Origin of the sequence: Thiosocius teredinicola (assembly GCF_002009425.1) — a bacterium.
GTDB lineage: Bacteria > Pseudomonadota > Gammaproteobacteria > Chromatiales > Chromatiaceae > Thiosocius > Thiosocius teredinicola.
Window position 1 is genome coordinate 1,054,044 of record NZ_CP019936.1, and the last position, 25,770, is coordinate 1,079,813.

28 protein-coding genes are annotated in these 25,770 nt (G+C 60.9%); 13 read left to right on the plus strand and 15 right to left on the minus strand.

Annotated elements, in window-relative coordinates; genetic code table 11:
• Positions 1 to 161: 161 nt before the first annotated feature.
• The gene (locus B1781_RS05120; protein WP_078118629.1) at positions 162 to 767 is read left to right on the plus strand and encodes an OmpA family protein; all 606 of its coding nucleotides are present in this window, start codon (positions 162 to 164) and stop codon (positions 765 to 767) included.
• Between the two features lie 379 nt (positions 768 to 1,146).
• Here the strand turns inward: B1781_RS05120 and galU are convergent, their stop codons facing one another.
• Genes galU through B1781_RS05135 form a run of 3 tightly spaced genes read right to left on the minus strand, consistent with a single transcriptional unit; the run spans position 1,147 to position 2,967 of the window.
• Positions 1,147 to 1,980, minus strand: a complete 834-nt coding sequence (gene galU, locus B1781_RS05125; RefSeq protein WP_078118630.1) for a UTP--glucose-1-phosphate uridylyltransferase GalU — start codon at positions 1,978 to 1,980, stop codon at positions 1,147 to 1,149.
• A 21-nt stretch (positions 1,981 to 2,001) separates the two neighbouring features.
• The gene (locus B1781_RS05130; protein ID WP_078118631.1) at positions 2,002 to 2,496 is read right to left on the minus strand and encodes a hypothetical protein; all 495 of its coding nucleotides are present in this window, start codon (positions 2,494 to 2,496) and stop codon (positions 2,002 to 2,004) included.
• Positions 2,497 to 2,538: 42 nt separating this feature from the next.
• On the minus strand, positions 2,539 to 2,967 hold the full coding sequence (locus B1781_RS05135; RefSeq protein WP_078118632.1) for a rhodanese-like domain-containing protein: 429 nt from the start codon (positions 2,965 to 2,967) through the stop codon (positions 2,539 to 2,541).
• Between the two features lie 91 nt (positions 2,968 to 3,058).
• On the opposite strand from B1781_RS05135, the gene B1781_RS05140 reads away from it, so the two are divergent.
• From B1781_RS05140 to B1781_RS05150, 3 genes are all read left to right on the plus strand, one after another.
• Positions 3,059 to 3,958, plus strand: coding sequence for a lysophospholipid acyltransferase family protein (locus B1781_RS05140; protein WP_078118633.1), 900 nt, complete (start codon positions 3,059 to 3,061; stop codon positions 3,956 to 3,958).
• A gap of 124 nt (positions 3,959 to 4,082) precedes the next feature.
• Positions 4,083 to 5,924, plus strand: coding sequence for a VWA domain-containing protein (locus B1781_RS05145; protein WP_078118634.1), 1,842 nt, complete (start codon positions 4,083 to 4,085; stop codon positions 5,922 to 5,924).
• A complete protein-coding gene (locus B1781_RS05150; RefSeq protein WP_078118635.1) occupies positions 5,921 to 7,414 on the plus strand; it encodes a prolipoprotein diacylglyceryl transferase in 1,494 nt (497 codons plus the stop codon). The genes B1781_RS05145 and B1781_RS05150 overlap by 4 nt, the downstream gene beginning before the upstream one ends.
• 79 nt (positions 7,415 to 7,493) lie before the next feature.
• On the opposite strand, the gene soxA is transcribed toward B1781_RS05150, so the two are convergent.
• The 7 genes from soxA to B1781_RS05185 form a co-directional block, all read right to left on the minus strand.
• Complete coding sequence (gene soxA, locus B1781_RS05155; RefSeq protein ID WP_078118636.1) at positions 7,494 to 8,342, minus strand: sulfur oxidation c-type cytochrome SoxA; 849 nt, start codon at positions 8,340 to 8,342, stop codon at positions 7,494 to 7,496.
• A 73-nt stretch (positions 8,343 to 8,415) separates the two neighbouring features.
• Positions 8,416 to 8,730 carry a thiosulfate oxidation carrier complex protein SoxZ gene (soxZ, locus tag B1781_RS05160; RefSeq protein WP_078118637.1) on the minus strand — a complete coding sequence of 105 codons (315 nt, stop codon included), beginning with the start codon at positions 8,728 to 8,730 and terminating at the stop codon, positions 8,416 to 8,418.
• A 54-nt stretch (positions 8,731 to 8,784) separates the two neighbouring features.
• The gene (gene soxY / locus B1781_RS05165) at positions 8,785 to 9,261 is read right to left on the minus strand and encodes a thiosulfate oxidation carrier protein SoxY (RefSeq protein ID WP_078121930.1); all 477 of its coding nucleotides are present in this window, start codon (positions 9,259 to 9,261) and stop codon (positions 8,785 to 8,787) included.
• 41 nt (positions 9,262 to 9,302) lie between these two features.
• Entirely contained in the window at positions 9,303 to 9,674 is a 372-nt protein-coding gene (gene soxX, locus B1781_RS05170) for a sulfur oxidation c-type cytochrome SoxX (RefSeq protein WP_078121931.1), read from the minus strand.
• Positions 9,675 to 9,896: 222 nt separating this feature from the next.
• Complete coding sequence (locus B1781_RS05175) at positions 9,897 to 11,414, minus strand: M48 family metalloprotease (protein ID WP_078118638.1); 1,518 nt, start codon at positions 11,412 to 11,414, stop codon at positions 9,897 to 9,899.
• A 38-nt stretch (positions 11,415 to 11,452) separates the two neighbouring features.
• Positions 11,453 to 12,799, minus strand: coding sequence for a vWA domain-containing protein (locus B1781_RS05180; protein WP_078121932.1), 1,347 nt, complete (start codon positions 12,797 to 12,799; stop codon positions 11,453 to 11,455).
• Between the two features lie 17 nt (positions 12,800 to 12,816).
• The gene (locus B1781_RS05185) at positions 12,817 to 13,860 is read right to left on the minus strand and encodes an AAA family ATPase (protein WP_078118639.1); all 1,044 of its coding nucleotides are present in this window, start codon (positions 13,858 to 13,860) and stop codon (positions 12,817 to 12,819) included.
• Between the two features lie 312 nt (positions 13,861 to 14,172).
• Between B1781_RS05185 and B1781_RS05190 the strand changes: the two genes are divergently transcribed.
• A complete protein-coding gene (locus B1781_RS05190) occupies positions 14,173 to 14,370 on the plus strand; it encodes an Alvin_2107 family globule sulfur oxidation protein (protein WP_078118640.1) in 198 nt (65 codons plus the stop codon).
• 83 nt (positions 14,371 to 14,453) lie between these two features.
• On the opposite strand, the gene B1781_RS05195 is transcribed toward B1781_RS05190, so the two are convergent.
• On the minus strand, positions 14,454 to 15,014 hold the full coding sequence (locus B1781_RS05195) for a hypothetical protein (RefSeq protein ID WP_078118641.1): 561 nt from the start codon (positions 15,012 to 15,014) through the stop codon (positions 14,454 to 14,456).
• A 107-nt stretch (positions 15,015 to 15,121) separates the two neighbouring features.
• Here B1781_RS05195 and B1781_RS05200 point away from each other — a divergent pair, with 107 nt between their 5' ends.
• The 6 genes from B1781_RS05200 to B1781_RS05225 all read left to right on the plus strand — a co-directional run bounded on the left by B1781_RS05200 (position 15,122) and on the right by B1781_RS05225 (position 20,179).
• A complete protein-coding gene (locus tag B1781_RS05200) occupies positions 15,122 to 16,156 on the plus strand; it encodes an Sfum_1244 family protein (RefSeq protein WP_125931933.1) in 1,035 nt (344 codons plus the stop codon).
• 88 nt (positions 16,157 to 16,244) lie between these two features.
• On the plus strand, positions 16,245 to 16,865 hold the full coding sequence (locus B1781_RS05205) for a 2OG-Fe(II) oxygenase family protein (protein WP_078118643.1): 621 nt from the start codon (positions 16,245 to 16,247) through the stop codon (positions 16,863 to 16,865).
• A 1-nt stretch (position 16,866) separates the two neighbouring features.
• On the plus strand, positions 16,867 to 17,244 hold the full coding sequence (locus tag B1781_RS05210) for a DNA-binding transcriptional response regulator (RefSeq protein WP_078118644.1): 378 nt from the start codon (positions 16,867 to 16,869) through the stop codon (positions 17,242 to 17,244).
• A 127-nt stretch (positions 17,245 to 17,371) separates the two neighbouring features.
• Positions 17,372 to 18,178 carry a UDP-2,3-diacylglucosamine diphosphatase gene (locus tag B1781_RS05215; RefSeq protein ID WP_078118645.1) on the plus strand — a complete coding sequence of 269 codons (807 nt, stop codon included), beginning with the start codon at positions 17,372 to 17,374 and terminating at the stop codon, positions 18,176 to 18,178.
• A 187-nt stretch (positions 18,179 to 18,365) separates the two neighbouring features.
• On the plus strand, positions 18,366 to 18,629 hold the full coding sequence (locus B1781_RS05220; protein WP_078118646.1) for a sulfurtransferase TusA family protein: 264 nt from the start codon (positions 18,366 to 18,368) through the stop codon (positions 18,627 to 18,629).
• An 89-nt stretch (positions 18,630 to 18,718) separates the two neighbouring features.
• Positions 18,719 to 20,179, plus strand: coding sequence for an NAD-dependent succinate-semialdehyde dehydrogenase (locus tag B1781_RS05225; RefSeq protein WP_334223887.1), 1,461 nt, complete (start codon positions 18,719 to 18,721; stop codon positions 20,177 to 20,179).
• A 13-nt stretch (positions 20,180 to 20,192) separates the two neighbouring features.
• On the opposite strand, the gene B1781_RS05230 is transcribed toward B1781_RS05225, so the two are convergent.
• From B1781_RS05230 to B1781_RS05240, 3 genes are all read right to left on the minus strand, one after another.
• Positions 20,193 to 21,380, minus strand: a complete 1,188-nt coding sequence (locus B1781_RS05230; protein WP_078118648.1) for a glycosyltransferase — start codon at positions 21,378 to 21,380, stop codon at positions 20,193 to 20,195.
• Positions 21,381 to 21,544: 164 nt separating this feature from the next.
• Positions 21,545 to 21,901, minus strand: a complete 357-nt coding sequence (locus B1781_RS05235; RefSeq protein ID WP_078118649.1) for a hypothetical protein — start codon at positions 21,899 to 21,901, stop codon at positions 21,545 to 21,547.
• A 14-nt stretch (positions 21,902 to 21,915) separates the two neighbouring features.
• Positions 21,916 to 22,500, minus strand: coding sequence for a hypothetical protein (locus B1781_RS05240; protein ID WP_078118650.1), 585 nt, complete (start codon positions 22,498 to 22,500; stop codon positions 21,916 to 21,918).
• Positions 22,501 to 22,724: 224 nt separating this feature from the next.
• On the opposite strand from B1781_RS05240, the gene B1781_RS05245 reads away from it, so the two are divergent.
• Together B1781_RS05245 and B1781_RS05250 are read left to right on the plus strand one after the other, a co-directional pair.
• Entirely contained in the window at positions 22,725 to 23,396 is a 672-nt protein-coding gene (locus tag B1781_RS05245; protein ID WP_078118651.1) for a Fe2+-dependent dioxygenase, read from the plus strand.
• A 134-nt stretch (positions 23,397 to 23,530) separates the two neighbouring features.
• A complete protein-coding gene (locus tag B1781_RS05250; protein ID WP_164513260.1) occupies positions 23,531 to 24,529 on the plus strand; it encodes a helix-turn-helix domain-containing protein in 999 nt (332 codons plus the stop codon).
• Positions 24,530 to 24,534: 5 nt separating this feature from the next.
• Here the strand turns inward: B1781_RS05250 and B1781_RS05255 are convergent, their stop codons facing one another.
• Positions 24,535 to 25,758 (minus strand): MFS transporter, encoded by a 1,224-nt coding sequence (locus tag B1781_RS05255; protein WP_078118653.1) that lies wholly within the window; start codon positions 25,756 to 25,758, stop codon positions 24,535 to 24,537.
• Positions 25,759 to 25,770 lie beyond the last annotated feature (12 nt).

The window sequence follows — 25,770 nt, forward strand, 5'->3', positions numbered from 1 at the left end:
CAATATTAGAGAAGGCTGTCACAACACTGTGCTCCAGCGCTGGTCGACTTGATTTCATTGAGATGGCTCAATCCCAAATTTCGTCGAAACAATCTAGAATGCTAATAGGCGTTTGAATTGGCTGATTTTTTAGCCGTATTACGATCTGTGAGGAGGTCGAAATGAGAATCCGGGTTATTCGTCTTGCTGTACTGATGGCCGCCGCGCTTGGGGTATCGCAGGTTCAGGCAGGTTACTGGACCGATTCCAGTGGTGAGGTTTGGCGCAACAGTGCCGGCGAATGTTGGCGCACTGGCTCGTGGACGCCAGAAGACATCATCGTGGGCTGCGATGGAAAAGTGGCTGAGGTCGCCGAACCCGAACCTGCTGCTCCGGCTCCGGCTCCGGCTCCTGCTCCGGCAGCAGTCACCACTGAGGCTACCGTGACCTTTGGTTTCGACAGCGCTGACCTCGACCAAGAGGCCATGTCGTCGATCGATACCCTGGTCAACGATGCACAAGGCAAAGGCAAGATCCAGACGGTTCGTCTGACTGGCCATGCCGACCGTATCGGTACCGAGGAGTACAACCTTGATCTGTCGCTGCGCCGCGCGAGCGCCGTCAACGACTATCTGGTCAACAACAAAGGTATCGATCCGCAGGCCATCGAGATCTCCGGTAAGGGTGAATCGATGCCGGTCGTAGGTTGTGAAGGCGTCCGTGGTTCGGAAGCTATCACCTGCCTGCGCCCGAACCGCCGTGTAGAGGTCGATCTGGACCTGTTCTGATCGAACCGACAGGTTGCTCGGGGTAGCCGCCAGTCTACTCCGCGCAACCGACTATCGCTTGTCGGTCCCGGGCCATCCCGGGACCGCACAAAAAAAGCCGAGACCTCCGGTCCCGGCTCAAGAACGGTCTATAGGCGAACGCAGAATCGGCTGATTTCTGCGCAGCCAGCTTCCCTGCCAGCTTTCGCTAGCATTACTCCCCTGTGTGTCGTGAGCATGACGGAGCGCTGAACGCGTTGTGTCGATCTTATTTCGCCCTTGAGACGGCGAGTGGTGCGGGTATGCCGACGGCGGCGTTGCAAGGCGGGGGGATGAAGGGACGGCAAGCGTGGCAGGCATTCCCCCGCGCGAGGGAACACCTGCCTATGCAGCTTGGCGATCAGGCGCCTTCTTTCTCTTTCCAGCGCTCGTAGAAATAGTTGGTCGCTTTAACGAAGCCTTCGACGCTGCCGCAGTCGAAACGCTGGCCTTTGAAGCGATAGGCCAACACCATGTTTTTGGTCGCCTGCGTCTGTAGCGCATCGGTGATCTGAATCTCACCATTGCGTCCGGGCGGGGTATCGCGAATCACATCGAACAGGTCGGGTGTCAGGATGTAACGACCGATGATCGCGAGGTTCGACGGTGCATCTTCGGGACTGGGTTTCTCCACCATGTCCGAGACCACGTAAACGCCGTCTTCGAGTTCGGAGCCGGCGATCACACCGTACTTGTAAACCTCTTCGTGCGGCACCTCTTCGATGGCGACGATGCTGCAGCGGTATTTGGCGTAGATATTTGCCATCTGCATCAAAACGCTGTCGTTCTCACCGACACACAAGTCGTCGGCGAGGATGACGCCGAAAGGTTCACGACCGATCAGGTTCTCGCCGGTCAGAATGGCGTGGCCGAGGCCTTTCATTTCGGTCTGACGGGTGTACGAAAAGCTGCAGTTGTCGATGATGTTGCGGATGTCGGCCAGGTAACTTTCTTTCGACGTGCCGCTGATCTGGTGCTCGAGCTCATAGCTGACGTCGAAGTGGTCTTCGAGCGCGCGCTTGCCGCGACCGGTCACCATACCGATGTTGGTCATTCCGGCTTCCATCGCCTCTTCGACGCCGTACTGGATCAGCGGCTTGTTGACGATCGGCAGCATCTCTTTCGGCATCGCCTTGGTGGCGGGAAGAAAGCGGGTGCCGTAGCCGGCGGCAGGGAATAAACACTTCTTGATCATGGGGGAGGGTCCGTAGTTTCTTTATCGACGAAGCAGGCCCGTCGGGCACTGCGTGGAATCAATGATACGGTGGGTTTGCAACCAAGTCCGGGCGTCTTTCGCATCCTGCTCGAACCACGCCTGGGCCGAGCCTAAGCGAAAGCTGTAGCCCCAGGCGTCCATGTCGGCGAACAGGTGCGATCGGTCATAGCCGGGCAGCTTGTCGGCGACCAGTCCCTGCAGGTAGCACACGGCGTTCTCTTCGGGATCGTCGCCGCCGGCATCGGTATGCAACTGGGCACGCCGTGCGTCATCCATGCAGATGTAGTGGCAGGCCTCGTGCAGCGCCGAGTGGAGCGGGGTGTCGTTGCGTACGAACAGGTGGTTGCCGATCAGCCCGGCTTCAGATTCGCCCCAGTAGGAACCGGGAATGGATTGACCGTCTGCGACCTTTTCTACGTGCAGTCCGTAGCGTTCCAGGATTGCGCCCAGCGCAAGCAGGTAGTGGGGTTCACACAGGGTGACAGCGGTCGACATGTAGCGGCAAACTGACCAACGATGCGGTCAGCGTACCATGCTTCAGCATTGCTCCCAAGGCAGTCCGTGGTAGCGCCAGCCACCGACTGTGCCGCGCTGATGGTTGTCGTCGAGTTCGCCTTCGAAGCCTTCGTCGATGTGGAAGACGTTCTTCAGACCTGCGCCGATCAGGGCGCGTCCGGCTTCGGCTGAACGCTTGCCGCTGCGACAGATCAGGATCACCGGGGCGCAGCCTTCGTCGAGGTCGCACACCGCGCCGCCGAGCAGCAGCTTGCGGATCTCGGGGACGAAATGCGGATTGATGTCCCAGTCCGGTTCGTCGATCCAGGCGACGTGCACTGCGCCCTTCGGGTGCCCGACGAACAGGAATTCCATGGTCGAGCGGATGTCTACCAGCAGGGCGCGTGGGTCATCCTGCAACATCTGGAATGCCTGTTTGGGTGATAATTCGGACGGGTCCTTTTCGCTCATCGCTGGATCTCGCTACAAAACCAAGTTGTTTTTATAGACCAATAAGCCGTGTTTGTCCTCAACGAAAATCCAATCGTCGGTATTGCCGATCATGCGTGACCGATTACTGCGCGGCCTGATTCGCCTGATCGCCCGCTTGCCGCTTACCTGGGTCAGCAGCCTGGGTGCTGCGATCGGGCGTTTGCTGCACCGACTGGACACCCGCGAGGCGCGCACCGCTCGCGTCAATATCGCATTGTGTTTCCCCGAGCTCACCGCGGAAGAACAGCGACAGTATGCGCGCAAGAGCGTCGTCGAGTCGGGGCGCAGCATGGCCGAGATGATCAAGATCTGGGCCGATGACCGCACCGACTGGTACGCCCTGGTCGAAGACGAGGGTTTCGCGCAGGCTGCGCAGTCCCGGTTGGCGAAGGGCAGGGGGCTGATCTTTGCCCTGCCGCATATCGGCAACTGGGAAATGATGGCCTATCCGCTGGCGAGAGTGACGTCGACCACGGCGCTATACCGACCGCCACGGGCGCAGTTCATGGACGACATCATGCGCAAGGGCCGCGCGCGGCCCGGGATCAAACCGGTGCCGACCGACCGTCAGGGGCTAAAGGCGCTGCATGCCGCTTTGCAGCGCGGCGAGGCGATCGTGATCCTGCCCGATCAGGTGCCGAAAGCCGAGGGTGCCTCGGGGGTGATTGCGCCGTTCTTCGGCCATCCGGCGATGACGATGACCTTGATCAGTCGCCTGGCCCGACGCCACGGCTCGCCGGTGATGTTCTGTTACTCGGTATTCGACCCGACGATCGGGCGTTACCGGGTGAGTTTCTTCGACGGCGACGCCGATATCGCCGCGGACTCTGCCGAGCTCGCGGCAACCGCGCTCAACCGCGATGTCGAGCGCTGCGCACGCGAGTTTCCGACCGCGTATCAATGGACCTACCGGCGTTTCGAGATACCCGGACAACGCCGGTCCAGCCCGTACAAGCAGCACAACCGCTGACGACGGCTTTTGCCGACGAATTTCAAGCACATAAGCGTGGCCGAAACCCTCGTTCAACATTAAAGCGCGGCCTCAGCCTGCCGTTACCCGGTGGAGGAACTCATTTCGTATCCAGGGGCAAGGTATGCGTTTTCCACCGGCGAATCGATACATCGGGCGGCTGTTGTTGCTTGCCGTGCTGCTTTGTTGTGCCGCACCTGGGTTCGCCGCGCCGCCGCAGCAGGCGGATGTCCGCGTGCTGATCGATATCTCCGGCAGCATGAAAAAGAACGACCCGAACAATCTGCGTCGCCCGGCGCTGCGCATGCTGAGCGGTCTGCTGCAGCCGGGTACACGTGCCGGGGTATGGACCTTCGCGCATCAGACCAACAACCTGGTGCCGGTCGCCGATGTCGACGATGCGTGGAAAAAAAGCACCAAGGCGCTTTCTCAGCGTATCTCGTCGCCTGGTCAGTTCACCAACATCGAAGATGTGCTCGACAAGGCGTCGGCCGACTGGAGCGGCGAGCCCGACAAGTTCGCGCGTCACCTGGTTCTGCTGACCGACGGCATGGTCGATGTTTCGAAGAAAGCCGAGGAGAGCACGGCGTCGCGTGAACGCATCCTCGACACTTTGCTGCCGCGACTCAAAGCCGCCGGCGTCAAGGTGCACACGATCGCGCTGTCCGAGCGCGCCGATCACGAACTGATGAAGGCGTTGGCGGGTGATACCGGTGGCTGGTATCAGCAGGTCGAGCATGCCGACGAGTTGCAGCGTGTGTTCTTGCACATGTTCGAGCAGGTCGGCAAACCGGATGCAGTACCGCTGCAAGACAACCGCTTCGTCGTCGACGGCAGCGTCAGCGAGGCCACCGTGCTGTTGTTCAGCAAGCCCGACGCCAAGCCGGCCGTGCTGCATTCGCCGAATGGCGAGTCGTACACCGACAGTGACCTGCCCGCGGGCGTGGCCTGGTTCCGCGATCAAGGCTATGACCTGATTACGATCGCCTCGCCGCAGAAAGGCGAGTGGCGCCTCGAGGCGGACGTCGACCCCGACAACCGCGTTATGGTGGTTACCGATCTCAAACTGCAGACGTCGGAGATACCGGCGCACATCGCGGCCGGCGAGACCACGCCGATCGAAGCGAGTCTGTCCAACCGCGGCAAGGTGGTGACGCGTCAGGCCTTCCTGCGTCTGCTGCAGGTACACGCCGCAGCCAATACCGGCGGCGAGACCTCGCCGCTGCCGCTCAATGACACCGGTGAAAGCGGCGATGAAAACGCGCAGGACGGTCGCTATTCGATGCAGTTCGGTGAAACCGATCCGCGCGAAGAGCTCGAGTTGGTGGTGGCGATCGATAGCCCGACCTTCATGCGCGAAAAACGTTTTCGTATGCAGGTGCACGCGCCGATGACCGCCGAGGTTGTCGATGCAGATGGTGCGGCGCAACTGAACGTCGCCTTGCAGACTGCGGTGATGCAGGGCAACAGCGCCGTCACTGCATGGCAACAGGCACCGGACGGCAGCAAGACACCGCTCGCCTTGTCGTCCAGCGGCGAAGACCGCTGGCAGGCGGTGGTCGCGGACCGCGCCTTGCCGACATACGTCCAATTGTCGGGACAAAGCCGCCTTGGCAACCTGGTCGAACGCACCTCGGGCCCGCTGATGGCGCCCGGTGTCGAGCCTCCGCCCGCGGAGCCGGCGCCGGTCGAACAGGAACCGGTCGAAGAGGTAGCGGCGCAAACCGAAGAGCCTGCGCCGGCCGAGCCGCAACCCGAACCTGAAGAGGTATCGGATACCGATTGGATGGCCATCGGTTTGATTATCGGTGGCGTCAACCTGTTGTTGCTGATCGTCGGCGGTGTCTGGTTCTTCCTGCGCAAACGACGTGCCGCTGCTCCTGCGGATGACGGCGACATCGATGCCTTGGCCGACCTCGACGACGGCAACGCCGATGCCGAAGACGCGAAGGAGGACGCCGCATGAGCAGCACGACATGGATGATCATCGGCGCCCTGGTGGCCGAAGTAGTCCTGATCCTGATCGTATTGCTCGGTGCTTTCTGGTTTCGCACACAGGCGGCGAGACGGCGCGATGCCAAAGCGATCAAGACCTTGATCGAGCGCGTGCAGGGCGCGCGCAAAGATCGCGGAGAGGCGATCGAGCAGTATCTCTCGCAGAATGTCGGGTTCGAGGGCGACATGCTGGCCGCCGCCAAGGTCAACCTGTTGCGTGCGGAGCTTTCCTTACTGCAGCGGTTCGCCGCGATCTATCGCAATCGTGACGCCGCAGCCGCCGCGCAGTTCGATATCGACGTCATATCCGTAGTCGGTTTGTACCAGGAAATGGGCGGCCCGGGGGGCGAGGGCGGCGAGAACCATAGCGAGCTCGAGGCGTTGCGCGCCGAGAACGCCGGTTTGTCAGACGAACTGCGAATGACCATGGAAACCATGAGCCGTATGCTCAAGGACTATTCCCACATGTTCGCCAACGGGCCGGAGGGGGCAGAGGCGCCGCCCGAAGTGGCCGCCGCAGCCGCCGCGCTTGCCGGCGCCCAGGTTGCCGGCGACGAGCCGGTGCCGGATGCCGTAGCCGTGGAAGCGCCAGGCGAAGGTACTGAGGAAGCGTCGGCAGCCACAGCCGCTGAGGATGCAGTCGGAGCGGAAGAACAGCTTGCCGACGACGCGGTCGCCGAGGTGGGTGGTGAAGATATCTCGTCCGACGATATCGATGATCTGTTCGAGGCGGCCGACGAGTCGGCGTCTGATGCAGACGATCTGTTTGAAGCGACCGATATCGATGGCGAGCCCGAGCCTGATAACGCGGCGCAACCGTCCGACGGTGATCAGGCGGCGGCAGCCGAGACGGATCTGAGTGCGGTGGCCGACTTGTTGGAAGACATGCCCGAGCAGGTAGCTGACGAGGTGGTTTCCGACGAAGCTGCGGCACCCACGGCGTCTGCCGACGATACCGACCTCAGCGCGGTAGCCGACCTGCTGGAAGATATGCCCGAGGAAGTTGCCGATGCAGCGTCCGAAAAAGCCGAGGCGACAACGGCGCCGGCCGACGAAACCGACCTCAGTGCTGTCGCTGACTTGCTGGAGGAGGAAGCCGCAGAGCCGGCCGATGGTGGCGACGAGGCTGCGGGTGAAGACGATCTGAGTGCGGTAGCCGACCTGTTGGATGCAATGCCGGAAGCGGACAGCGCGCATGACGAAGATGCAGATAAAGCTGTGACCGCCGACGACATCGATGACCTGTTGGAGACGGCCGGTGCGGATGGGGTGACCGATGAATCGGCATCCGATGAAGCGACTGCCGACGTCGACAGTGTGTTCGTCGAGGAGAGTTCAGAGATCGTGGCGCAGGACGACGCCGATGACCTGTTCGGCGAGGACCCGTTCGACCTGGGGGCGTTCGATGACGTCGAAGAAGACACGGAAAAAGACAAGGAAGCGACTGCCGGAAGCCAATAGACGATGGCAGTGGGTATGCGGTACCAAAAAAAGCCCGGCGATGCCGGGCTTTTTTCGTCAGGTCGGAAGACCCCTGTGCTTACTTACGTGCCGACGGACCGTTGAATTCGATGCCGTTGCTCATGTGAGACAGGAAGTATTCCAGGTTGCGGTACTCTTTACCTTGCGGCTTGAACTTCTTCGCCCGCACCTGCTCGTTACAGCCGCCGAAGCGACGATGCAACGTGCCGAGCTCACCCCACTTCGAGCGGTAAACCGGCCAGCCTGAGGTGTGGCCCAGTGCCGGGCTCAGGATGTCGGTACGCACGTGCATACCGGCGCTCTGCATGTGGCAGTGTGCACACGAGAAGTTGAGCTGACCGCGACGTGCAAAGTAGAAGCTCTTGCCATCGTTGTAGGCGGCGAGGGCCTCTTTGTCGTTCGGTACTTCGACGTTGATCTTCTGCCCGCGTGACTTGTACGCCATGAATGCGCCGAGATCGGCGATTGCACCCTTGTTGTACTTCAGCGGTTTCTCGCCATTTGCCTCGCGACAGTCGTTGATCGCCATCTCCATCGATACGACCATTTTGCGCTTGGCATCCCACATCGGGTAGTTCTTGCGTTGCGCAGGATCGTTGTTGAAGCAGCTGCCGTAGCCTTTACCGTTGGCGAAAGGCGTGTTCCACATGGTTTCGCCGGCTTCGATCATCGGTTCGTAAGGCGGGAATTCCTCGATGGCTTCCCAGCTGTCACGAGATACGCGGTCGATGGCGTATACGCCATTGCCGAACTCGTTGAGCGGAACGCCCGGAAAACGCTTTGCGAAGTAATCGCGGTAAGTCTTCAGATCTTCTGCCGGTGACGTTTCAGTTGCTTTTTTGTCTGCCATGACGACCGACGCGCTCAGGGCGCAGATCGCTGCCAAGGCCAGTGATGTCATTTTCATCTATGTTATCTCCTCCCCGATGGATATCCGATAAAAGCCCCGATTGCCGGGGCTTTCTTCGAAAACGCCGTTATTACTTGATCTGTGCCGTTTCCGAATCGGATCCACCCTGGTTGTCAGTCCAGCTGATCTTCACTTCGTCGCCTTTGGCGGCGCCGGTGAAGGCGAACGACAGGTAGGGGTTCTTCGAAATGCCGCCACTCCAGTAGGCGGTCATCACTGTTTTACCGCCAGCCTCGGCAACCACTTCGTTGATGAAGTGAGCCGGGATTGCCTTGCCGGTTTTCTTGTCTTTGCGCAGACCGGTTTCCATCGGGTGCGTCATCAGACACTTGACGGTCGTCTCGTCGCCTTTGATTTTGGCGCGGATCTTGATGCTTTTAGCCATGAATATGTACCTCGAAATCTATCGCTGATGCTCGGTGATTCAGCCGTGGGCCGATCAACCGCCGCAGCCGCCGATGGTGACTTTGACGCTCTTGCGTGCCGACATCAGTTTGCCGCCAGCTTTTACAACAGCGATTACGTCGCCGGTTTTACCCATCTTGATACGGGTAGCGACATCGGGCACCGCACCGGCGCCGAGGTTGAAGGTCGCAACCAGCGGGGTGTTGTTGCCGTCCGCCAGCAGGGCGATCGACTCAACGCCGCTCATATCGGTAGCAACCGATACAGGAACGACGGCGCCGTTCTCAGCGATGTCGGGGGCTTTGATTTTGATCGAGTCGCTGGCGCTGTTCGAGGCGCTGCCCATGGCGGCGCTCAATGCGTCGTCAACGCTCTTTGCTTCGAATGCCGGTTTCGGCCAGGCAGCCAGTACTGCCTGGGGGGTCAGCAGGCCGGCACCAACGGCCACGCCGACGGTACCCGCAGCCAATGAGCCTTTCAGAAAGACTCGGCGTTTGATATTCGTGGTCATCAACATTCTCCTAACGTACGGAATGGTGTTTCAGTCGGGATTTACAGGGTGTAGAGGTAATCGACGACAGCGTCAATCTCGGCTTCGCTCAATGCCTTGTACTTGCCGAACGGCGGCATCCTCGTGCTCGGGTTGTTGGCCGTAGGATCCCAGATCTGTGCGCGCAGCTTGGCACGGTCGGGGAAGCGCGCCTTCATGGCAATCAGGGGCGGGCCGATGTCGCCGGGGCTGACCCCGTCGTCCATCATGTGGCACGCGAGACAGTTACCCTTTTTACGGTCGTAAGCGACCTCTTTGCCCATCTTGACGGTAGCGGCGTCGGCCGCTGCTGCGGCCATCGGCAACATGCTCGCGCCGGCAACCAGGGCGGCCAGGGAGACGGCCGTTGTCGCGAATCTTGCGGTTTTCCGCATCGCCTTTCCTCCTATCACTATCTTCATACTGGTGAGAGTTATTCGTTGTAATGTAGTTGTGATGCGTTCCGATCTACATTGCGATCGATTGCTCAATCGCCGCACCTGCCGGAATCTATCGTTAACCCATATCAGGGCTGAGGGGCTAGCATAATGGATTGTATTGCTTTAGCAAGCGCCCGAACTGCCTAATAATCCCTAAAAAAAAACTGATGGAATAAACTACGGCGTTGCGCTTCGCTTGCGGTCTTCTTCGTCCTGCTCAGCCCTTAACTCTGCCAGTCTAGATTCGAGTTTCGACGATTCGTAAAAGTTCAGTTCGGGACGTTTGAGTGCAATTTCCAGTTGCAGGATGGCGCTTTCGAGGTCGCCGATCCAATAGTAGTACTCTGACAGATACTGGTGGCCCAAAGCCTGTTTGTCTTGGTCACCGGCGGCGCGTGCCAACAATTGATAGACACGCGGTTCCTCGTCACGGAAATCCAGGAAACCCTGTAGTTTTTGCGAGGCATTCGCGGGCTGACCCTGGGCCAGGGCCGTTTCTGCATAGGCGATGTTCAGGGCGTAGCTTCCCGGATGCTTGTCGATGGCCGCGCTCAGGCGGCGCAGGGCATCGGCGCCCTTGCCGCGCCGTGCATCCACTTCTGAGCGGCTGACGATAAATTCGATGGTATTCGGATGGGATCTCATCAGTTCATCGAGCGCGGCCGCCGCGTCGTCGAACTGCTTGGCGCGCAGATGGGCGAGCGCGATCCCGTAGTGCACGGCCGCTTCGCTGCGGTAGCGGCCGTCCTTGAGCATTGATTCAAATTCCTGAATTGCCTCCTGGGGAGTCGGCATCGCCTGCTGCTGCAGCGTGATCCGCGCAAGGTGATAGCGCAGGTCGTCGGCCGTCTGTTTATAGGAGTACTGTTCGGCGCGTCCCAGTGCATCGGCGGTACGGTTCGTGGTGACCGGGTGGGTCATCAGGAACTCGGGCAGCTTGCTGGCATACACCCGGTTGGCCTTACCCATGCGCGAGAAGAAAGACGGCATCGCACGCGGTTCATAGCCGGATTCGGCCAGGATGTCGATGCCGACGCGGTCGGCCTCTTGCTCGTTGGCGCGCGTGAAGTTGATCTGTTTCTGAATCAAGGCAGCCTGCCCGCCGACGGCCGCGGCCGCCGCGGCATCGCCGCCGACGGTCGCGCCGAGCACGATCGCGGCGAGCAGGATGGCGGCGCTGGGGATGCTCATCTGGCTGGTCGATTCCCAGGCGCGCAACAGGTGTTGTTGGGTCACGTGGGCGATTTCGTGTGCCAGCACCGCGGCCAGTTCGCTCTCGGTTTCGGTGGTCAGCAGCAGCCCGGTATAGATACCGATGTAGCCCCCGGGGCCGGCGAAGGCGTTGATCTGCGGGTCATCAATCAGAAAGAAAGAAAACGGCGTGCCTTTGGCCGAGCTGTTGTTGACCAGCTTCTGGCCGAGCGACTGCACGTAGTCGGTCAGCAGCGGATCTTCCATGACCTTTTCCGACCGCCTCACCGAGCGCATGAAGGCCTTGCCCAGATCGCGCTCGCGTTTCGGTGTGATCAATGCGCCGGCCGAATTGCCGAGATCGGGCAGGTCGGTGACATCCGGCGAGCCGATGTTTTCGGGTAGCTCGGTATCGAGCGACCAGGCCGAAGGCAGGGGGGCTGCGAAGAGCAGAAAGCTCAGGACCAGACGGGACAGCAGGGAGCCGGTTTGCGTATTGTTCATGCGCCTCAATCATCGATCGGCGCTTGTGTCGCACCGGATCAGTTCAGTTGTATCCGTTGACCCCAGGGGACGGTTTCCTTCCCCTTGACCAACCAGATAACGGGATAGTTCGGTTCGTGTTCCGGGAACTGGCCTTGTGCATCGGTGAAATACACCAGCAGTTCCGGGTGCGAACCCTGTTCATCCAGCCATTTGAACACCGGGCGGAAATCGGTGCCACCGCCACCGGCAATTTGCGTCGGGCAGGTGAACTCTTCCCAGGGTTCGAATATCCACGGTGAACCCTCAGCCAGATTGGTGTCGCAGGCCAGCAGCGTCACCCTGGCGCGCATCTGCCCTTTGAGCGCCGAGACTTCCGACAAAAACTCGTCCATCTCGTTGCCGCGGATCGAGCCACTGGTATCGATGGCGACCACGATCTCGACCTGCGAGCTCTTCAGCGACGGCAGAATCGCATCGCCTTCGCGTCGCGACGGCCGCATGTAACTGAAGTCGTCGCGCGCCATCGCCGTCATGTAGCGCGCCAGCAGCATGCGCCACGGCAACTGTGGTTGCAGCAGATGATCGACCAGGCGCGCCATGGTACCGCCCATCTTGCCGGCCTGCATCGCCTGCTGGGCTGCGCCGGCGAGACGTTGCTGCCACTGCACCTCGAGTGTCTGGCGCTCTTCGTTGCTCAGCGGTGGGGGTGTGGGCTCGCCGCGGCCGCTCTCATCGCCGTCGCGTTGCTGTTGATCGGTCTGCTGATTGTCGGCCTCGAGCGGCTTGGCGCCCTGGCCTTGGCGTTGCTCGCTCTTCTGATCGAGCGGTGTCTCGCCACCACTGTCGCGGTCGTCCTCACGCTGGCTGTTGTCGCCGCCTTTTCCTGAACTCTGTTGTTCTTTCTCCGGCTTGTCGGGCGCCTTGCCCTGCTGGCCGCCGCCGGACTGGTTGTCCTGGTCGAACAGGTGCTGGTCGACGGTTTCGGTCTGGTCGTTCTCGTCGATCAGCGGATAGATCTCTTCGGCGGTCATGCCGAGATACTGCGGCATCACGTTGCAGTTGGGCGGCGGCGTCAGGCCGTCGTCGAGCAGCAGCGGATTGATCGCGTAGTCGCAGGCCAGATCCCAGCGGTGCTGGATGCGGTGTTGGCGGCGGGCAAAATGCGACAAGGCGCAGTGCAGCGCCTCATGGGCCAGCATGAACTGGGTCTGCGACATCGACAGCGAGTCGATGTATTCGGGGTTGTAGTAGAACTTGCGCGCATCGGTGGCGGTCGTCGCACACCAGTTCGGATCGGCCGCGGCCATCGGCAGGCGCAGCACCAAGGCGCCGAGAAAGGGTTTGTCGAGAATCAGCTTGGCGCGTGCTGCGGTCAGCTTGGTCTCGATCGCGTCGATGTCCATCTGCGCGTGCGGGCTGCTCACTCGTACAGCATCACGTCGGCGATTGCGTTGGCCCAGGTGGCGAACTCCGGCACCTGGAACAGGCTCTCGCCGATCGCCCGGTGCAGGTCCGAAACCAGCATGACGCCCATCTCGCGCTGCGGGAAGCTGCCCGCATAGCGCAGGATGTTGCCGGTGGTCGTCAGCGCCTGGTCGCTGCCCTGGGCGCGGATCGCGCGGCCGACGAGCGCGGCGGCGACGGCATACTGCAGATCGATCTCGTCGGGCATCGGTACCTCTTTGCCGGCCACGATATCGTCGAGGTCGGGCATCTTGTCGAGGCTGTTGACGAACGCGGTCAGCTCGATGCCGGCGGCCGGGCCGACACAGGCCTGCAGTGCGCCCTGCAGCAGTTCGGTGCTGTCGCCGAATTTTTGCAGGCTGCGATGGGCGAATTCCCACGAGCGCGGCGACGGAAAGGCCACCGGGTTGTGCGCCGGGTCGAAATCGAACAGCAGCTCGGGGCGGAAGCGCAGGAACGCGATCACCCGTTCGTCGATGCGGTGCTGGTAGGCCCAGGCGACCCAGTCGTCGAGGTGGGTGTCGACGTCGAAATGCGAGAAGCGGTTGGCCAGCGGGGCAGGCATCGTGTAGGTGACCCCGCGGTCGCCCTGGCGGTTGCCGGCGGCAAAAATGGCCCACCCCTCAGGCACCTCGTACTCACCGAGTCGGCGATCGAGTATCAACTGATAGGCCGCGGCCGACACGCTCGGCGGCGCCGAGGTGATCTCGTCGAGAAACAGGATGCCGTGCTCTCCGTGGCGCTCGCGGTCGGGCAGGATCGCGGGCGCGGCCCATTCGACGAAATCGCCCTTGCGAAACGGGATACCGCGCAGGTCGCTGGGCTCCATCTGCGACAACCGGATGTCGATCACCGGGGCTGCATGGCGTGCGCCGGTCTGGCGGATCATGTCGGATTTGCCGACGCCGGGTGGTCCCCAGAGCATGACCGGGGTGTGGTGTCCCTCGCGGGTACTGGTGAATTCTCGGTCGAGGACGGTTAGCAACTGCGCCGGACGCATTCTCACTCCTTACGCTAAAGCAGGGCGCAAGCATGAAAACGCGAGGCGGCGAGGTCAACCCCCGCCCCCCTGGGGATTCGTCGTTTCCGGCCATCCCCCGGCAAAGCCAATACTCAGGATCAAAAAGTGACTTGTCAGCCTTTAGAAAAGCAGAGTATTCTAATGCCCCTTTTAGAAGCCGCCGTGCCGGAAAATATAACCCGGCAGCAGCCTGTTCCCCGGGCAGATGCCTTAAGGACTAGAAGCCCACGGGTATTGAAAAAGGGACAGGCCTACGAGGGGCAAGAAGTTGGCAAATTTCGGAGACCGGACATGAACCAGTTCTACTACGACGCCGTTACCAAGATGGAAGAAATGGGTGTCGACGAAGAGTACATCCAGGGTTGGCAGGCAGGTTTCCTGCAGAACCCGCAGCGTGAAGAACAGCGTGTGACCGAGGCTTACGAGGCTGGTTACGGCGACGGTGAAGAAAAAAGCACCGACAATTTTGGTAACTGGGTTAAGAGCTGATCGCTTTTCCGGTAATCAATGAAAAAAGGCGGGTGATCCCCGCCTTTTTTCTTGCCTGACTGTTTCGCACCACATCGGTGCGTTCATTCAAACAGGTTTGACACGGCCCGCTTGATCTCGCGGTCGATATCCACGCCGTCCTTGTCCATCACCTGGTCGATCACCCAGCGGTTTTCCTGCGACTCACCCATGATCTGCTGGATCTCGTAGCCGAGGTGGCGCATGAACGGGTAGGAGGGACCGTCGTCGGTGTAATTGAACTCGGCGTATTCCGCGCCGCGTTGGTTCATGCGGGCGATGAAGGGTCCGACATAGTCGCCCGGGCCGAAGATGTCCATGCTGTTGTCGTTCAGGTGCCCTGCCTGGTGCTTGGCCACGGTGATGACCAGTTTCTGCCGGTCGTCATCGCTCAGCTGCAGGCGGGTGGCCGCCAGCCGGTCGACAATCTGCAACTGAAAGATCAGGTACTCCTGGATCACCGCGAACCGCTGCTCGTCGGTTTCGTAGACATAATCCTCGCCGTGCAGATTGATCGCCTTGTCTTTGGCGATGCGCCAGCTGATGAAGGCCAGCGCGCCGGCGATCTCTTCGAGTGAGCGCTCGGCATCGTCGTCATGCCAGCGACTTTTGATTCTCAACGCCACAACCCAATTCTCCTGCCATGTTGTGCGGTTTTGGCGATTGGCTCGCCCGCAATAGTCGAGTATTTTACTTGGAAATGCCGTTTCGGCCACCGTTGTCAGGAGGACGCATGCAAGCCTTCATCGAGTCCGTACAACGCAACTGCGACATCGCCGACGCCCGTCATGGCGCAGACTATGGCATGTGCACCTACCTGCTGAAGATGCGCGAGCTGTATCGCTGGGAACACGGCCTGCCGCTCGGTGCACCGCTCGGCAAGGACGCCGTAGGCGATTGGCTGACCGAACGTGAGGCTCATCTCGAAGGTCTCGAAGAGGCCGATTTCGCCGACATGGTCATCGATGGCGAAGCGATCGACCCGTTCGACGCCGAAGCGGTCAATCGGGCGATCGATGGTCAGGGCCTCGTCTACAGCGCGGGCCTGGTCTACGGGGCGCGTCCGCAGTTCTTTCTGGCCGAACTCGAAGGCGAGCAGCGTGCCGACAATGGCTTCGTGCTGCGCGTCAGCGGACGCGAGTTGGCGCGCTGCCTCAATGCCCCGCCGGCGATGACGCGCGGCTCGACGATTTTTCTGCGACGCGAAGCGTTGCGCCGCTACCTATGGGAACGCTATGAATCCTGGCTGTGGAGCCGGCCGAACAATGCGATGGCCAAAGTCGCTGCGTTTTATCCGTTCGAGACGGCGTTGGAACATGCGCTGGATGCGATGACATCAGCCGAGATGGCGGTGGTTGCGGCACATGAACGCGGCGAGTACCAGGCCGGCCTGTGGCTCGGTGACGAGTGGGACAGCATGCTGCTCGAGCTGAGCCTGACACCCGCCGAACTGATGGCGCGCGCCGTGCGCGATCACCTGGCCGACTGCACACAGACCTTGCCGTTGCTGCTTGAAAGCGGGCGCGAAGCCTCGTTGCATTTCTTCATCGCCAATCTCGGCGCGATGCGCAAGCAGCTGTTCCCGTCGCTGGTTGAAGCCTACCGTCGGTGGGATGAAAGCGGCAATAAACAGCCGCTGGCGGATCTGGTAGCACGCGGCGTCGATCATTGGAGTCAGTTGGCCGAGCAGATGGTGCAGTTGTACCGGCGCGATCCGCAGCAAGTCGCCGGCGCTGTCGCTGAGGCCATCGAACAAGCCTACCTGTGAGTTTGCGGCGCCCGGCGCCGTTTTGCGTCACTGATCGGCAAGTCGGATAATCAAGGTTCAACGCCTTCAACCGCAGTCTTAATCCGCTATGTCCAGCAACCCCTTTCCGATCGAGCGTACGGTCAAGCCGCTCGCCACTTTCCGCGAGGTCCAACCCGGCAGTTTCATCTTCGAGCGGCCGAACACGATCCCGGCGGATTGGTGTGAAGAGATGATCCGGCGCTTCGAGGCCAATCCCGAACAGCAGAATGCCGGGCGCATCGGCCAGACACAGGGTCTGGACACCGAGATCAAGCGCACGATGGATCTGGTGGTTAGCGGACGTGAGGAATGGAAGGATATCGACCAGGTGTTCTTCCGTTGCGTCGGCGCGGCCCTGGCCGAGCTGCGCGAGACCTTTCCGTTTTTCAAAGGTCCGTTCAAAGACATGGGTTACCAGATTCAGCGCTATCTGCCCGGAGAGTTTTATCACTGGCATATCGATGGCGGCAGCCACGAGTTCAGTCAGCGCCAGCTGGTGGTGATCTGGTATCTCAACGACGTGCCCGGTCCGGGCGGCGAGACCGAGTTTCTGTACCAGGACGTCAAGGTAAAACCGGAGCAGGGCAAGATGTTGGTGTTTCCGCCGTTCTGGACGCACGAGCACCGCGCCGCCGAGCTGCACGCCGGGGTCAAGTACATCGCGACCACCTGGGTGGTGTTCCGCTGACATGCCGTCGCTGTTGTCAATCATCGAGTTGGGCGGCTATCCCAACCTGATGCCGCTTTACCAGCGGCTGGGATTCGATGTCGAGGTGGTCAATTCGCAGCGCAAGGCGCGCAGCCTGTTGAAGAAGGCCATGCCGGACGTGATCGTCGCCGAGTACATCTTTCAGTCGGACTTTCGCGACCGTACGTCCAACCTCGAAACCCTGATGGCGATCCTGCAACTCCATCCCGAGGTCAAGGTGATCGTCTTCTACCTGCCCGAACAGCGCGAGAAACTGGCGCTGCTGGAATCGCGTTTTCCGATCTTCGCCAAGGTCGACTTTCCGGTCACGCTGGAGAAGGTCGAAAGCGCACTCAACGCGGCGCTGACCGCCGTGTAGCCGGTCGTCGCCGTCGCAGCACGCCAAGCGATTGTGTCTAAACATTTATTTCATTCAAACGTCACCTAGGTGACATCCGCGCCATCGACACTGCGCCCGTCGACAACCAAACGACAGGTGACTATCGATGCAAAACATCAGTCGATTGCGCCCGCGCAGGGTGCGTACGGTCTGGATCTCGGATGTGCACTTGGGCTTTCGCGGTTGCAGCGCCGATATGCTGCTCGACTTTCTGCATTCGACCGAATGCGAAACCCTGTACCTGGTTGGCGATATCGTCGACGTATGGAATATGAAGCGCGGGCTGTACTGGCCGCAGGCGCACAACAACGTGATTCGCACGATTCTCGGCAAGGCCAAGCACGGCACCCGCGTAGTCTTCGTGCCGGGGAACCACGACGAGGTGTTTCGCGACCATGTCGGCACACAGTTCGGCAACGTCGAGATCGCCGAGAGCGCGATCCACGAAACCCGCGATGGGCGGCGCTTGCTGATCGTTCACGGTGACGAATTCGACAGTGTCGTGACCTGCCATCCCTGGTTGGCCAAGCTCGGCAATCATGCCTACGACTGGCTGCTGGCCAGCAACCGCTGGCTGAACATCGTGCGCCGTCGTCTGGGCATGGGTTACTGGTCGTTGGCCGGATTCCTGAAACACAAGGTGAAGAACGCCGTGAATTACATCGGCGGTTTCGAAGAGGCGGTCGCCCGCGAGGCACGCCGCCAAGCGGTTGACGGTGTGGTCTGCGGTCACATCCACCGTGCCGAGATTCGCGACATCGAAGGCATCGCCTATCACAACTGCGGCGACTGGGTGGAGAGCAATACCGCCTTGGTCGAACGCTTCGACGGCAACATCGAACTGCTGCACTGGACCCAGGCAGCCGAACTTCAATCGGTGGGCGCGGAGGCAACGCTACGCAAGACGGGCTAGTTACTGGCCGTTAAAAAAGGCTGATGACGCTGCAGCCACCCGGGATGAGCCTGACCGCTGCCGGGCGACAAATCGATTTGGGATGCCGGTCACAGCTCGGCCCCGGCTGACTATACTCTTTTGTGGAACAGTTGTTCAGATAACAACAATCAATCGTTCATTCGCTGTTGCCCCAAAAGGAGACGCCATGTCCACCCGACCGACGCCGACGCAGGTCGACCTTCCCGCGTTCGATCAAACACTCGACGTACGCCCGCTGAACTGTCCGCTTCCGATCTTGAGGACCAAGGCCATGTTTGCCGGCATGCAGCCCGGCGACGTACTCAAGGTTCTCTATCAACAGAAAGAGTATGTGCGTGAACTCGAGATGTTCACGCGACAAACCGGTAACGAAGTCATCCATACGGAAGATCTCGGTGATCATCACGCGGCATGGCTGCGCAAGGTCTGAGCTGTCTACATTTTCTGCCCCGATTATCTTTTTAGCGCGACAAATTTAGGTGCCAACACCAAAGCTGTCGACACTTTATGGAGTTCATCTTGAATGATGCGCTGTCTTTGATGCGTTCTCGTGCCTTCATCGACGGTGCCTGGGTGGCCGCCGACGATGGTGACGAGTTCGATGTAACCAATCCGGCAGACGGCAGTGTGCTTGCACGTGTGCCCGATCTGTCGGCGGTCGAGACGCGTGCTGCGATCGAGGCCGCGCATGCTGCAATGCCTTCCTGGTCGGCAAAGCCGGCTAAATCGAGGTCGGCGATTTTGCGCCAATGGTTCGAGTTGATCATCACCCATCAAGACGAGCTGGCAACCTTGATGACCCTGGAGCAAGGCAAGCCGTTGAACGAGGCGCGTAACGAGGTGGTGTACGGCGCCGCGTTTGTCGAATGGTTTTCCGAAGAGGCGAAGCGTCTGTATGGCGACGTGATTCCAGCGCCGACGCGCGACCGGCGTTTTGTCGTTATGAAGCAGCCGGTGGGGGTGGTTGCGGCCATCACGCCGTGGAACTTTCCACTGGCGATGATCACACGCAAGGTGGCGCCGGCGCTCGCGGCAGGCTGCACGGTGGTCGTCAAACCCTCTGAGTTGACGCCCTTATCCGCACTGGCATTGGCCACGCTGGCCCAACGTGCGGGCTTGCCGCGCGGTGTGTTCAACGTGATCACGACGCGCGACGCTGAGCGCGTGGGCGACGAACTCACGTCGAACTCGATGGTGCGCAAGCTGTCGTTCACCGGTTCGACCGAGGTCGGCAAACTGTTGAGCCACAAGTGCGCCGATACGGTAAAGCGGGTTTCGCTGGAGTTGGGCGGCAATGCGCCCTTCATCGTGTTTGACGATGCCGACCTCGACGAGGCGGTCGCCGGCGCGTTGGCCTCCAAGTACCGCAACAGCGGTCAGACCTGTGTATGTGCGAATCGTATCCTGGTGCAGCAGGGTGTTTACGATGCTTTCGCTGCGAAACTGCGTGATGCGGTTGAGCAACTGCAGGTAGGGCGTGGCATGGAGGAGGGGGTAACCCAAGGTCCGTTGATCGACATGCATGCCGTGCGCAAGGTGGAGGAACACATCGCCGATGCGGTGCAGAAAGGAGCATCGATCGTCTGTGGTGGCAAGCGCCACAATCTCGGGGGCACCTTTTTCGAACCGACCGTGCTGCGCGACGTGACGTCGTCGATGCGTATTGCCAGCGAAGAAACCTTTGGACCGGTCGCACCTTTGTTCTGCTTCAAGACCGAAGATGAAGCGATCGCGATGGCCAACGATACATCTTCCGGTCTGGCGGCCTATTTCTATTGCCGCGATGTCGCCCGGGTCATCCGTGTATCCGAGGCATTGGAGTACGGCATGGTGGGTGTGAACGAAGGCGTGATCTCCACCGAAGTCGCGCCGTTCGGTGGGGTAAAGGAATCCGGCGTTGGTCGAGAGGGCTCGCGCTATGGGATCGATGAGTATATCGAGCTCAAGTATGTCTGCATCGGCGGATTGACCAACGCCTGAGCTTGCCGCGCGTTCACTGCGAGCCGAGTTGCACGACGCTGCCTTCGGCGCGCGCTGCAATGCACTTCTGGTAAAGCGACAGCATGCGCTCGGTGGTCGATGGGGCGCTCCATTCCAGGGCCTTTGCGACCGCCTGATCTTGCAGCTCGCCGCGCAGGCGGGCATCGGTAAACAGGCGCTCGACCTTGGCGGCGAAATCGCCGATGTCTTCTTCGGCCACCAGCCCGCCACGTCGGTCACGCATCACCTCTGCAGTGCCCATGACCGCGGTCGAAACCACAGGTGTGCCGGCCTGCATGGCCTCGAGCAGCACCAAGCCCTGCGTCTCGGTGCGCGAAGCGAACGTGAACGCGTCGCCGGCCGCATAGCAATCGGGCAGATCGGTATCGCGCGCCAGGTAGCCGACGAAGCGCACATGATCGCGTAGACCGAGTGCGTCACGCATTTTGTGCAGGTGTTTGGTTGCGGGGCCTTCGCCGGCGATCACCAACAGCGCTTTCGGGATTGTCTTGCGCACCCGGTCGACGACGCGCAACAGAAAGTCGAGGTTCTTCTCGTGCGCCACCCGGCCGACGTACAGCATGACCTTGCGATCGGCCTCGATCTGGTGGCGTGAGCGGAACCGGCTGCCGTCACCATTGCTGAATGCCCCGGCCGGGATGCCGGTCGGTATGACCTCGGCGGGGGTGTCGATGCCGTATCCGCGCAGTACGTCGAGCATGGGTTGCGTCGGCACGACCATCGAATCGACATCGGCGCACTGGCTGCGCGAGAAACGTCGCGCGGCATAGCGCAGTGCCTTGCGCGGCAGCCACGGCAGGTACTTGTCGAGGTATTCCTCGAAATAGGTGTGATAGGTCTCGACCACCGGCAGGCCGAGTTTCTTCCCCAGCCAGATGCCCTCGTAGTGAGCGGCGAACGGTGTGTGGACATGGATGATGTCAAACTCGCGCGCCCGCAGCTCGGCCACCCGGCGGCGTAGTGGGCCGCGTCGCATCAGGCGGTCTTCCGGGTCGACGAACAGGTAGCGCGACGGCACGCGCAGAATCTCGAACTCGTCCTCCAGCTCGCTCGGGTACTGCGGCGCGATCAGGGTCACGCTGTGTCCCTGGTGCTGCAATTCGTGGGCGAAGGTTCGGATCGATGTGGAAACGCCATTGACGCGCGGAAAGTACACGTCGGAGATTTTCAGGATTCGCATAGGTCGGGTATTGCAGCTTTGTCACAAGACAAAACGATGACCGCTACGTGACCGTTGTGCGTCCGGCCCGCCGCCCCGCCTATCGCCGTGGGGGTTGCTTATCTTCCGGTCGCCGACGCGTGCTCACGGCGTATCCCGAAGGCAGGATCTCAAGCTGTCGAGAATCAGGGCTTGGGTGTTGCCCCGAGTTTGCGCGCGATATCGATGATCTGGGCGCGCGGCGGATACGCCTCGGCATGCGACTGCAGGTATTGCTGCCAGGCAGTGAAGTCATCCTGCAGATGGGGATCGGTATGGTGGCAGCCGAGCACGCGCAGGCGGTGTTCGCCGACACGCCACGGGCCTTCGCCTTTGAGCTCACCGCGAACCAGGTGGGCCGCCTCTGCCGGCTTCGACCGATGCCAGTACAGATCCAGGTAGAGCAGACCGTCGGGATGGGTGAAGCCGGCGGCAATAAGCTGTTCGCGTCCGTCCGGGTGGCGCAGCACCAACGGTGCGGTCATGCTGTCGATGCTCGCCATGACCCTGCTGTGCGTCAGCCGCACAGCGCGTCGAAGCGTGCCTTGAAGGCGTGCTCACGCATTGCCTCAGCTTGCGCTTTGTCGGCGATGGCCGGCGAGTCTTCCCAACTGTCTTTGGCATGGTTGTATACCGAGAAGCGGTACTGCTTGCCGACCTTGAAGACCTTGCTGACGTCTTTGGCCGCCTGCGCCATGGCCTGCATCTTGTTGAGACCTTGCGGAATGCCGGGGTGAGCAATTTCCGCTGAGGACGGCGGCGCGTCATCCGTGGCCGCCTGCTCGATATTGATGCGATGGTCGCGTGTTTCGCCGGCGGGGTTCAGCTCGACGCTTTCGACGTTGGGGATGCGCGAGACGATATAGCCGGCCATCAATCGGCCGAGCTTGTGGTCTTCGTTCTCCAGAGCGGTAAACAGTTTGTTGGCCGCTATCTGCGCACGCAGCATCGTGTCGGGCTTTTCGATCCATTCGCGATCGACCTGCCAGCCCTGATCCATGTCGGCATCCATCTTGGCGAAGAAGTCGTGTGCCTGTTCCATGAACGCTTCGGGCACATTGAGCTCCAGTAGCTGGTCATCGATAACCACGTTCAAAATCATCGTGTGTTTCCGTGTCTTGTATACCTGAGGCGTTATTTTACGGAGTGACGGCGGTGCAATACCCGGTCGGCGCATGCGGAATTGCGGCCTTTGCTCAGGAAATCGCTGATCCGTTGAGCCCGGTCAGTAACTCGGGGCGCCACTGGCTAGCGTCGTGCGTTGCGTCGACCCTGACCGTCTGAAATCATGCCAGATCGAAAACGACAACCCATGGTCCCTTACCCATGCTGATTGAGATTCCCGAGCTGTTGAACAGTGCCCAGGTAGAGAAGATTCACGAATTGCTCGCCGGGGCATCGTTCGTCGACGGCAAACTGACGGCCGGCATGGCTGCGGCCAAGGTCAAGAACAATGAAGAGCTGGCGATGCAGCCGGACCTGTTGCAGCGCCTGTATCGCGTGGTGATGGCCAGCGTGGGGCATAACGCGACTTTTCGCAACGCCGCACTGCCGGCCAAGGTGGCCGATTTCATCTTTGCGCGGTATCAACCGGGTATGCACTATGGTGACCACGTCGACGATCCGATCATGGGGCAGGGGCCGAAGTTTCGTACCGACGTGTCGATGACCATTTTTTTGAACGACCCGGCGAGCTACGATGGTGGCGAGTTGGTAATCCGTACGCCGTTCGGCGATCAGCAGGTCAAGCTGCCCGCGGGGCATGCCGTGGTCTATCCTTCCGCCAGCGTGCACCGCGTGGCCGACGTCACGCGCGGCGAACGCCTGGTGGCGTTGACCTGGATCCAGAGTTTCGTGCGCGATGCCGCCAAGCGTGAGTTGCTGTACGAGCTCAATGAATCGCGAGAGCATTTGTTGCGCGCCGACCCGGAAAGCGACGTGACCAAAAATGTCGACCGTTCCTACGTGAATCTGCTGCGGATGTGGGCCGACGTTTAGCCGGCCTGTCTTGCCGGGCCTGCCCGGCGCCAGTCTGACGCGAACCGATTAAAGCGAGAAATCGCGGGTCTTTTGCCACCCGCCGGCGGCGTATCATGGAAAGCCGCCTGAATGGTCGTTCGAGGCTTTTAGTGATGCAGTATCAGCACAAATCGCATGCGCCAATCTATGTCAGCGACATGCGCGCGCTTAGCGAGGCGGTCGGTTTGCCGCACAACATCAGCGTGGATGTGCAACAGCCGGTCATGAACGGCCGTTGGACTTACCAGAGCCACACCGGTGGTTTGTCGGCGCATTGCGTGCAGGTCACCGAGCTTTGCGATCTGAGCAACGCGTCAGAACTGCCCGCTGGAATCAGCTTCAACCTGGTTTTCGATGGAGAAGTCGATTTCTCGTTGAGTGGTCGCCGTCACCGTATGACGGCCTCGGGTCAATCGGGTGCTTGCTGCTCGGCCATTGTATTGGGACGGCCGGAAATTCTGACGCGCTACCTGCGAACCGGTCAGCATGTACACAAGATCAATCTCTTCGTGACCCGCGAATGGCTGGAGGCCCGTTGCGCGACGGGCCAGGCCGTGGATGATCTGGCCTCGCTGTTCCGCAGCCATGGTCGTGTTGTCGCCTGGCGACCGCCAACGTCGCTGCTGCGCATGGCAGCGCAGTTCGCGCGGGAACGGCCGGATGCGGAACGCTTGGCATCCTCGCTCGCATTCGAACAGGCGGCTATCTCTCTGTTGAGTGCCTTCCTCGATGAACTTCAGGGACAGTTGGGGCAGGCGGCATCGCAGGCGCCCGCCATGCGGGTGGCCGATGCGGGGGCGAGCCGCCTCAAGCAGCGTATCGACGACTGCCTGTCGCAATGCCATACCCTGCAGGAGATTGCGGCATCGTTGGGCATGAGCAGCAGCACGCTGCAACGCCGCTTCAAGGGGTCATACGGGACCACCGTGATCGACTACATCCGTCAACGGCGGCTGGAGATCGCACGTTACGCCCTGGCTGTTCAAGGTGTCAGCATTGGCGAGGCGGCGTACCTGGCCGGCTACAAGCATCCGTCGAATTTCGTCACCGCGTTCAAAAAGCACTTCGCCGTTACCCCGGCACAGTTGGTCAAGTCGCATCGCCAGCCGTGAAGCGATCAACGTTTGCCCGCGGCGCTGAAGGCGAGTGCCGTTGCCGGGTAGCGTAATCGCAGCAGCAGGCAGCTCAGCGCCACGACCACCAATACGGTCGACGCAATGACGAAGGCCGGCGGGTAGCCTAAATTGCTGACCAACGGCTGCGTTGCGAGCGGTGCGATGAACTGGCCGAGAAAGTAACTGGTGGTGACCTTGCCCATCACGCGACCGCGTTCGGCCGGCGGCGTTATACCGATGATGAAGTTCGCCAGGTTGGGTCGCATGATACCCAGGCCGCTGCCGACGACCGCGAGGGCGATCACCAGGGTCGCGGTCGTCTGTGTCGTTACCGCTGATCCGATGCCCACGGCGAGCAGCAGCAGGCCGGCCGCCTGCAGTGCGAACGGATCGGCGAGGCGACGTAGCCGGGCGTAGACGCTGGCGACCAGTGCCATCGCCAACAGCATGATCGCGATGTAGCTGCCGACTTCGCTGGCACCGCCGCCGATCTGGCCGACCGACTGGCCCTGCAGGTAGAACGGGAGATGCAGCGGCACCATGTACAGGGCGACGATCTCAACGATGGCCATCAGGTACACGGCGTAAAACCATCTTCTGTTGGTCGTCGGTGGATTGTCCCGCTGCGGTAGGTTGCCCGGACTTTGCCCATGCGGCTCATCGACGTAACGCCACAGACCCGGCACCAACAATATGGCAGCGAAGTACAGCAAGAACGCAAAGGTCCATTCGATATCGGCGAGCACGCCGCCGAGAAACATGAACAGCACGCCACCGAAACCGGTGAATGCCGCCTTCAGGCCGAGATAGCGGGCGCGCTGTTCGGGGGCGTAGTGGTCGGCGATCAGGGTCATGCTCGCCACCGCGATGCCGGCCACAGCGATGCCCAGGCCGATCCGCCCGATCAGGATGGCTCCGAGGCTGTCTTCGAGAAAATAACCTGAGCCGCCGCACAGGCCGTAGAGCAGGGTGGCACCGAGCAGCACGGTCGCTTTGCGCACCCGCTTGAACAGGTAGCCGATCAGCGGTGCCGTCACGGCGACGACGAGCCCCGGTAGGCCGACCACCGATTTGACCAGCAACTCGGCATGCGGCACATCGGCGAACGCCTTGTGCATCTCGGGCAAGGCGGGCGCCATGGTGGCGCCGGCCATGACCGTCAGGGTGCTGGCCAGCAGGATATAGCTGATGCGCATCTGCGCGGCGGAGTCGGTCGTTTGAGTCATGATGCTTCGGGC

Coding starts and splice junctions, on each gene's coding strand:
- B1781_RS05120 (WP_078118629.1), top strand. CDS start 162: ATGAGAATCCGGGTTATTCGTCTTGCTGTACTGATGGCCGCCGCGCTT.
- galU (WP_078118630.1), bottom strand. CDS start 1,980: ATGATCAAGAAGTGTTTATTCCCTGCCGCCGGCTACGGCACCCGCTTT.
- B1781_RS05130 (WP_078118631.1), bottom strand. CDS start 2,496: ATGTCGACCGCTGTCACCCTGTGTGAACCCCACTACCTGCTTGCGCTG.
- B1781_RS05135 (WP_078118632.1), bottom strand. CDS start 2,967: ATGAGCGAAAAGGACCCGTCCGAATTATCACCCAAACAGGCATTCCAG.
- B1781_RS05140 (WP_078118633.1), top strand. CDS start 3,059: ATGCGTGACCGATTACTGCGCGGCCTGATTCGCCTGATCGCCCGCTTG.
- B1781_RS05145 (WP_078118634.1), top strand. CDS start 4,083: ATGCGTTTTCCACCGGCGAATCGATACATCGGGCGGCTGTTGTTGCTT.
- B1781_RS05150 (WP_078118635.1), top strand. CDS start 5,921: ATGAGCAGCACGACATGGATGATCATCGGCGCCCTGGTGGCCGAAGTA.
- soxA (WP_078118636.1), bottom strand. CDS start 8,342: ATGAAAATGACATCACTGGCCTTGGCAGCGATCTGCGCCCTGAGCGCG.
- soxZ (WP_078118637.1), bottom strand. CDS start 8,730: ATGGCTAAAAGCATCAAGATCCGCGCCAAAATCAAAGGCGACGAGACG.
- soxY (WP_078121930.1), bottom strand. CDS start 9,261: ATGACCACGAATATCAAACGCCGAGTCTTTCTGAAAGGCTCATTGGCT.
- soxX (WP_078121931.1), bottom strand. CDS start 9,674: ATGCGGAAAACCGCAAGATTCGCGACAACGGCCGTCTCCCTGGCCGCC.
- B1781_RS05175 (WP_078118638.1), bottom strand. CDS start 11,414: ATGAACAATACGCAAACCGGCTCCCTGCTGTCCCGTCTGGTCCTGAGC.
- B1781_RS05180 (WP_078121932.1), bottom strand. CDS start 12,799: ATGGACATCGACGCGATCGAGACCAAGCTGACCGCAGCACGCGCCAAG.
- B1781_RS05185 (WP_078118639.1), bottom strand. CDS start 13,860: ATGCGTCCGGCGCAGTTGCTAACCGTCCTCGACCGAGAATTCACCAGT.
- B1781_RS05190 (WP_078118640.1), top strand. CDS start 14,173: ATGAACCAGTTCTACTACGACGCCGTTACCAAGATGGAAGAAATGGGT.
- B1781_RS05200 (WP_125931933.1), top strand. CDS start 15,122: ATGCAAGCCTTCATCGAGTCCGTACAACGCAACTGCGACATCGCCGAC.
- B1781_RS05205 (WP_078118643.1), top strand. CDS start 16,245: ATGTCCAGCAACCCCTTTCCGATCGAGCGTACGGTCAAGCCGCTCGCC.
- B1781_RS05210 (WP_078118644.1), top strand. CDS start 16,867: ATGCCGTCGCTGTTGTCAATCATCGAGTTGGGCGGCTATCCCAACCTG.
- B1781_RS05215 (WP_078118645.1), top strand. CDS start 17,372: ATGCAAAACATCAGTCGATTGCGCCCGCGCAGGGTGCGTACGGTCTGG.
- B1781_RS05220 (WP_078118646.1), top strand. CDS start 18,366: ATGTCCACCCGACCGACGCCGACGCAGGTCGACCTTCCCGCGTTCGAT.
- B1781_RS05230 (WP_078118648.1), bottom strand. CDS start 21,380: ATGCGAATCCTGAAAATCTCCGACGTGTACTTTCCGCGCGTCAATGGC.
- B1781_RS05235 (WP_078118649.1), bottom strand. CDS start 21,901: ATGGCGAGCATCGACAGCATGACCGCACCGTTGGTGCTGCGCCACCCG.
- B1781_RS05240 (WP_078118650.1), bottom strand. CDS start 22,500: ATGATTTTGAACGTGGTTATCGATGACCAGCTACTGGAGCTCAATGTG.
- B1781_RS05245 (WP_078118651.1), top strand. CDS start 22,725: ATGCTGATTGAGATTCCCGAGCTGTTGAACAGTGCCCAGGTAGAGAAG.
- B1781_RS05250 (WP_164513260.1), top strand. CDS start 23,531: ATGCAGTATCAGCACAAATCGCATGCGCCAATCTATGTCAGCGACATG.
- B1781_RS05255 (WP_078118653.1), bottom strand. CDS start 25,758: ATGACTCAAACGACCGACTCCGCCGCGCAGATGCGCATCAGCTATATC.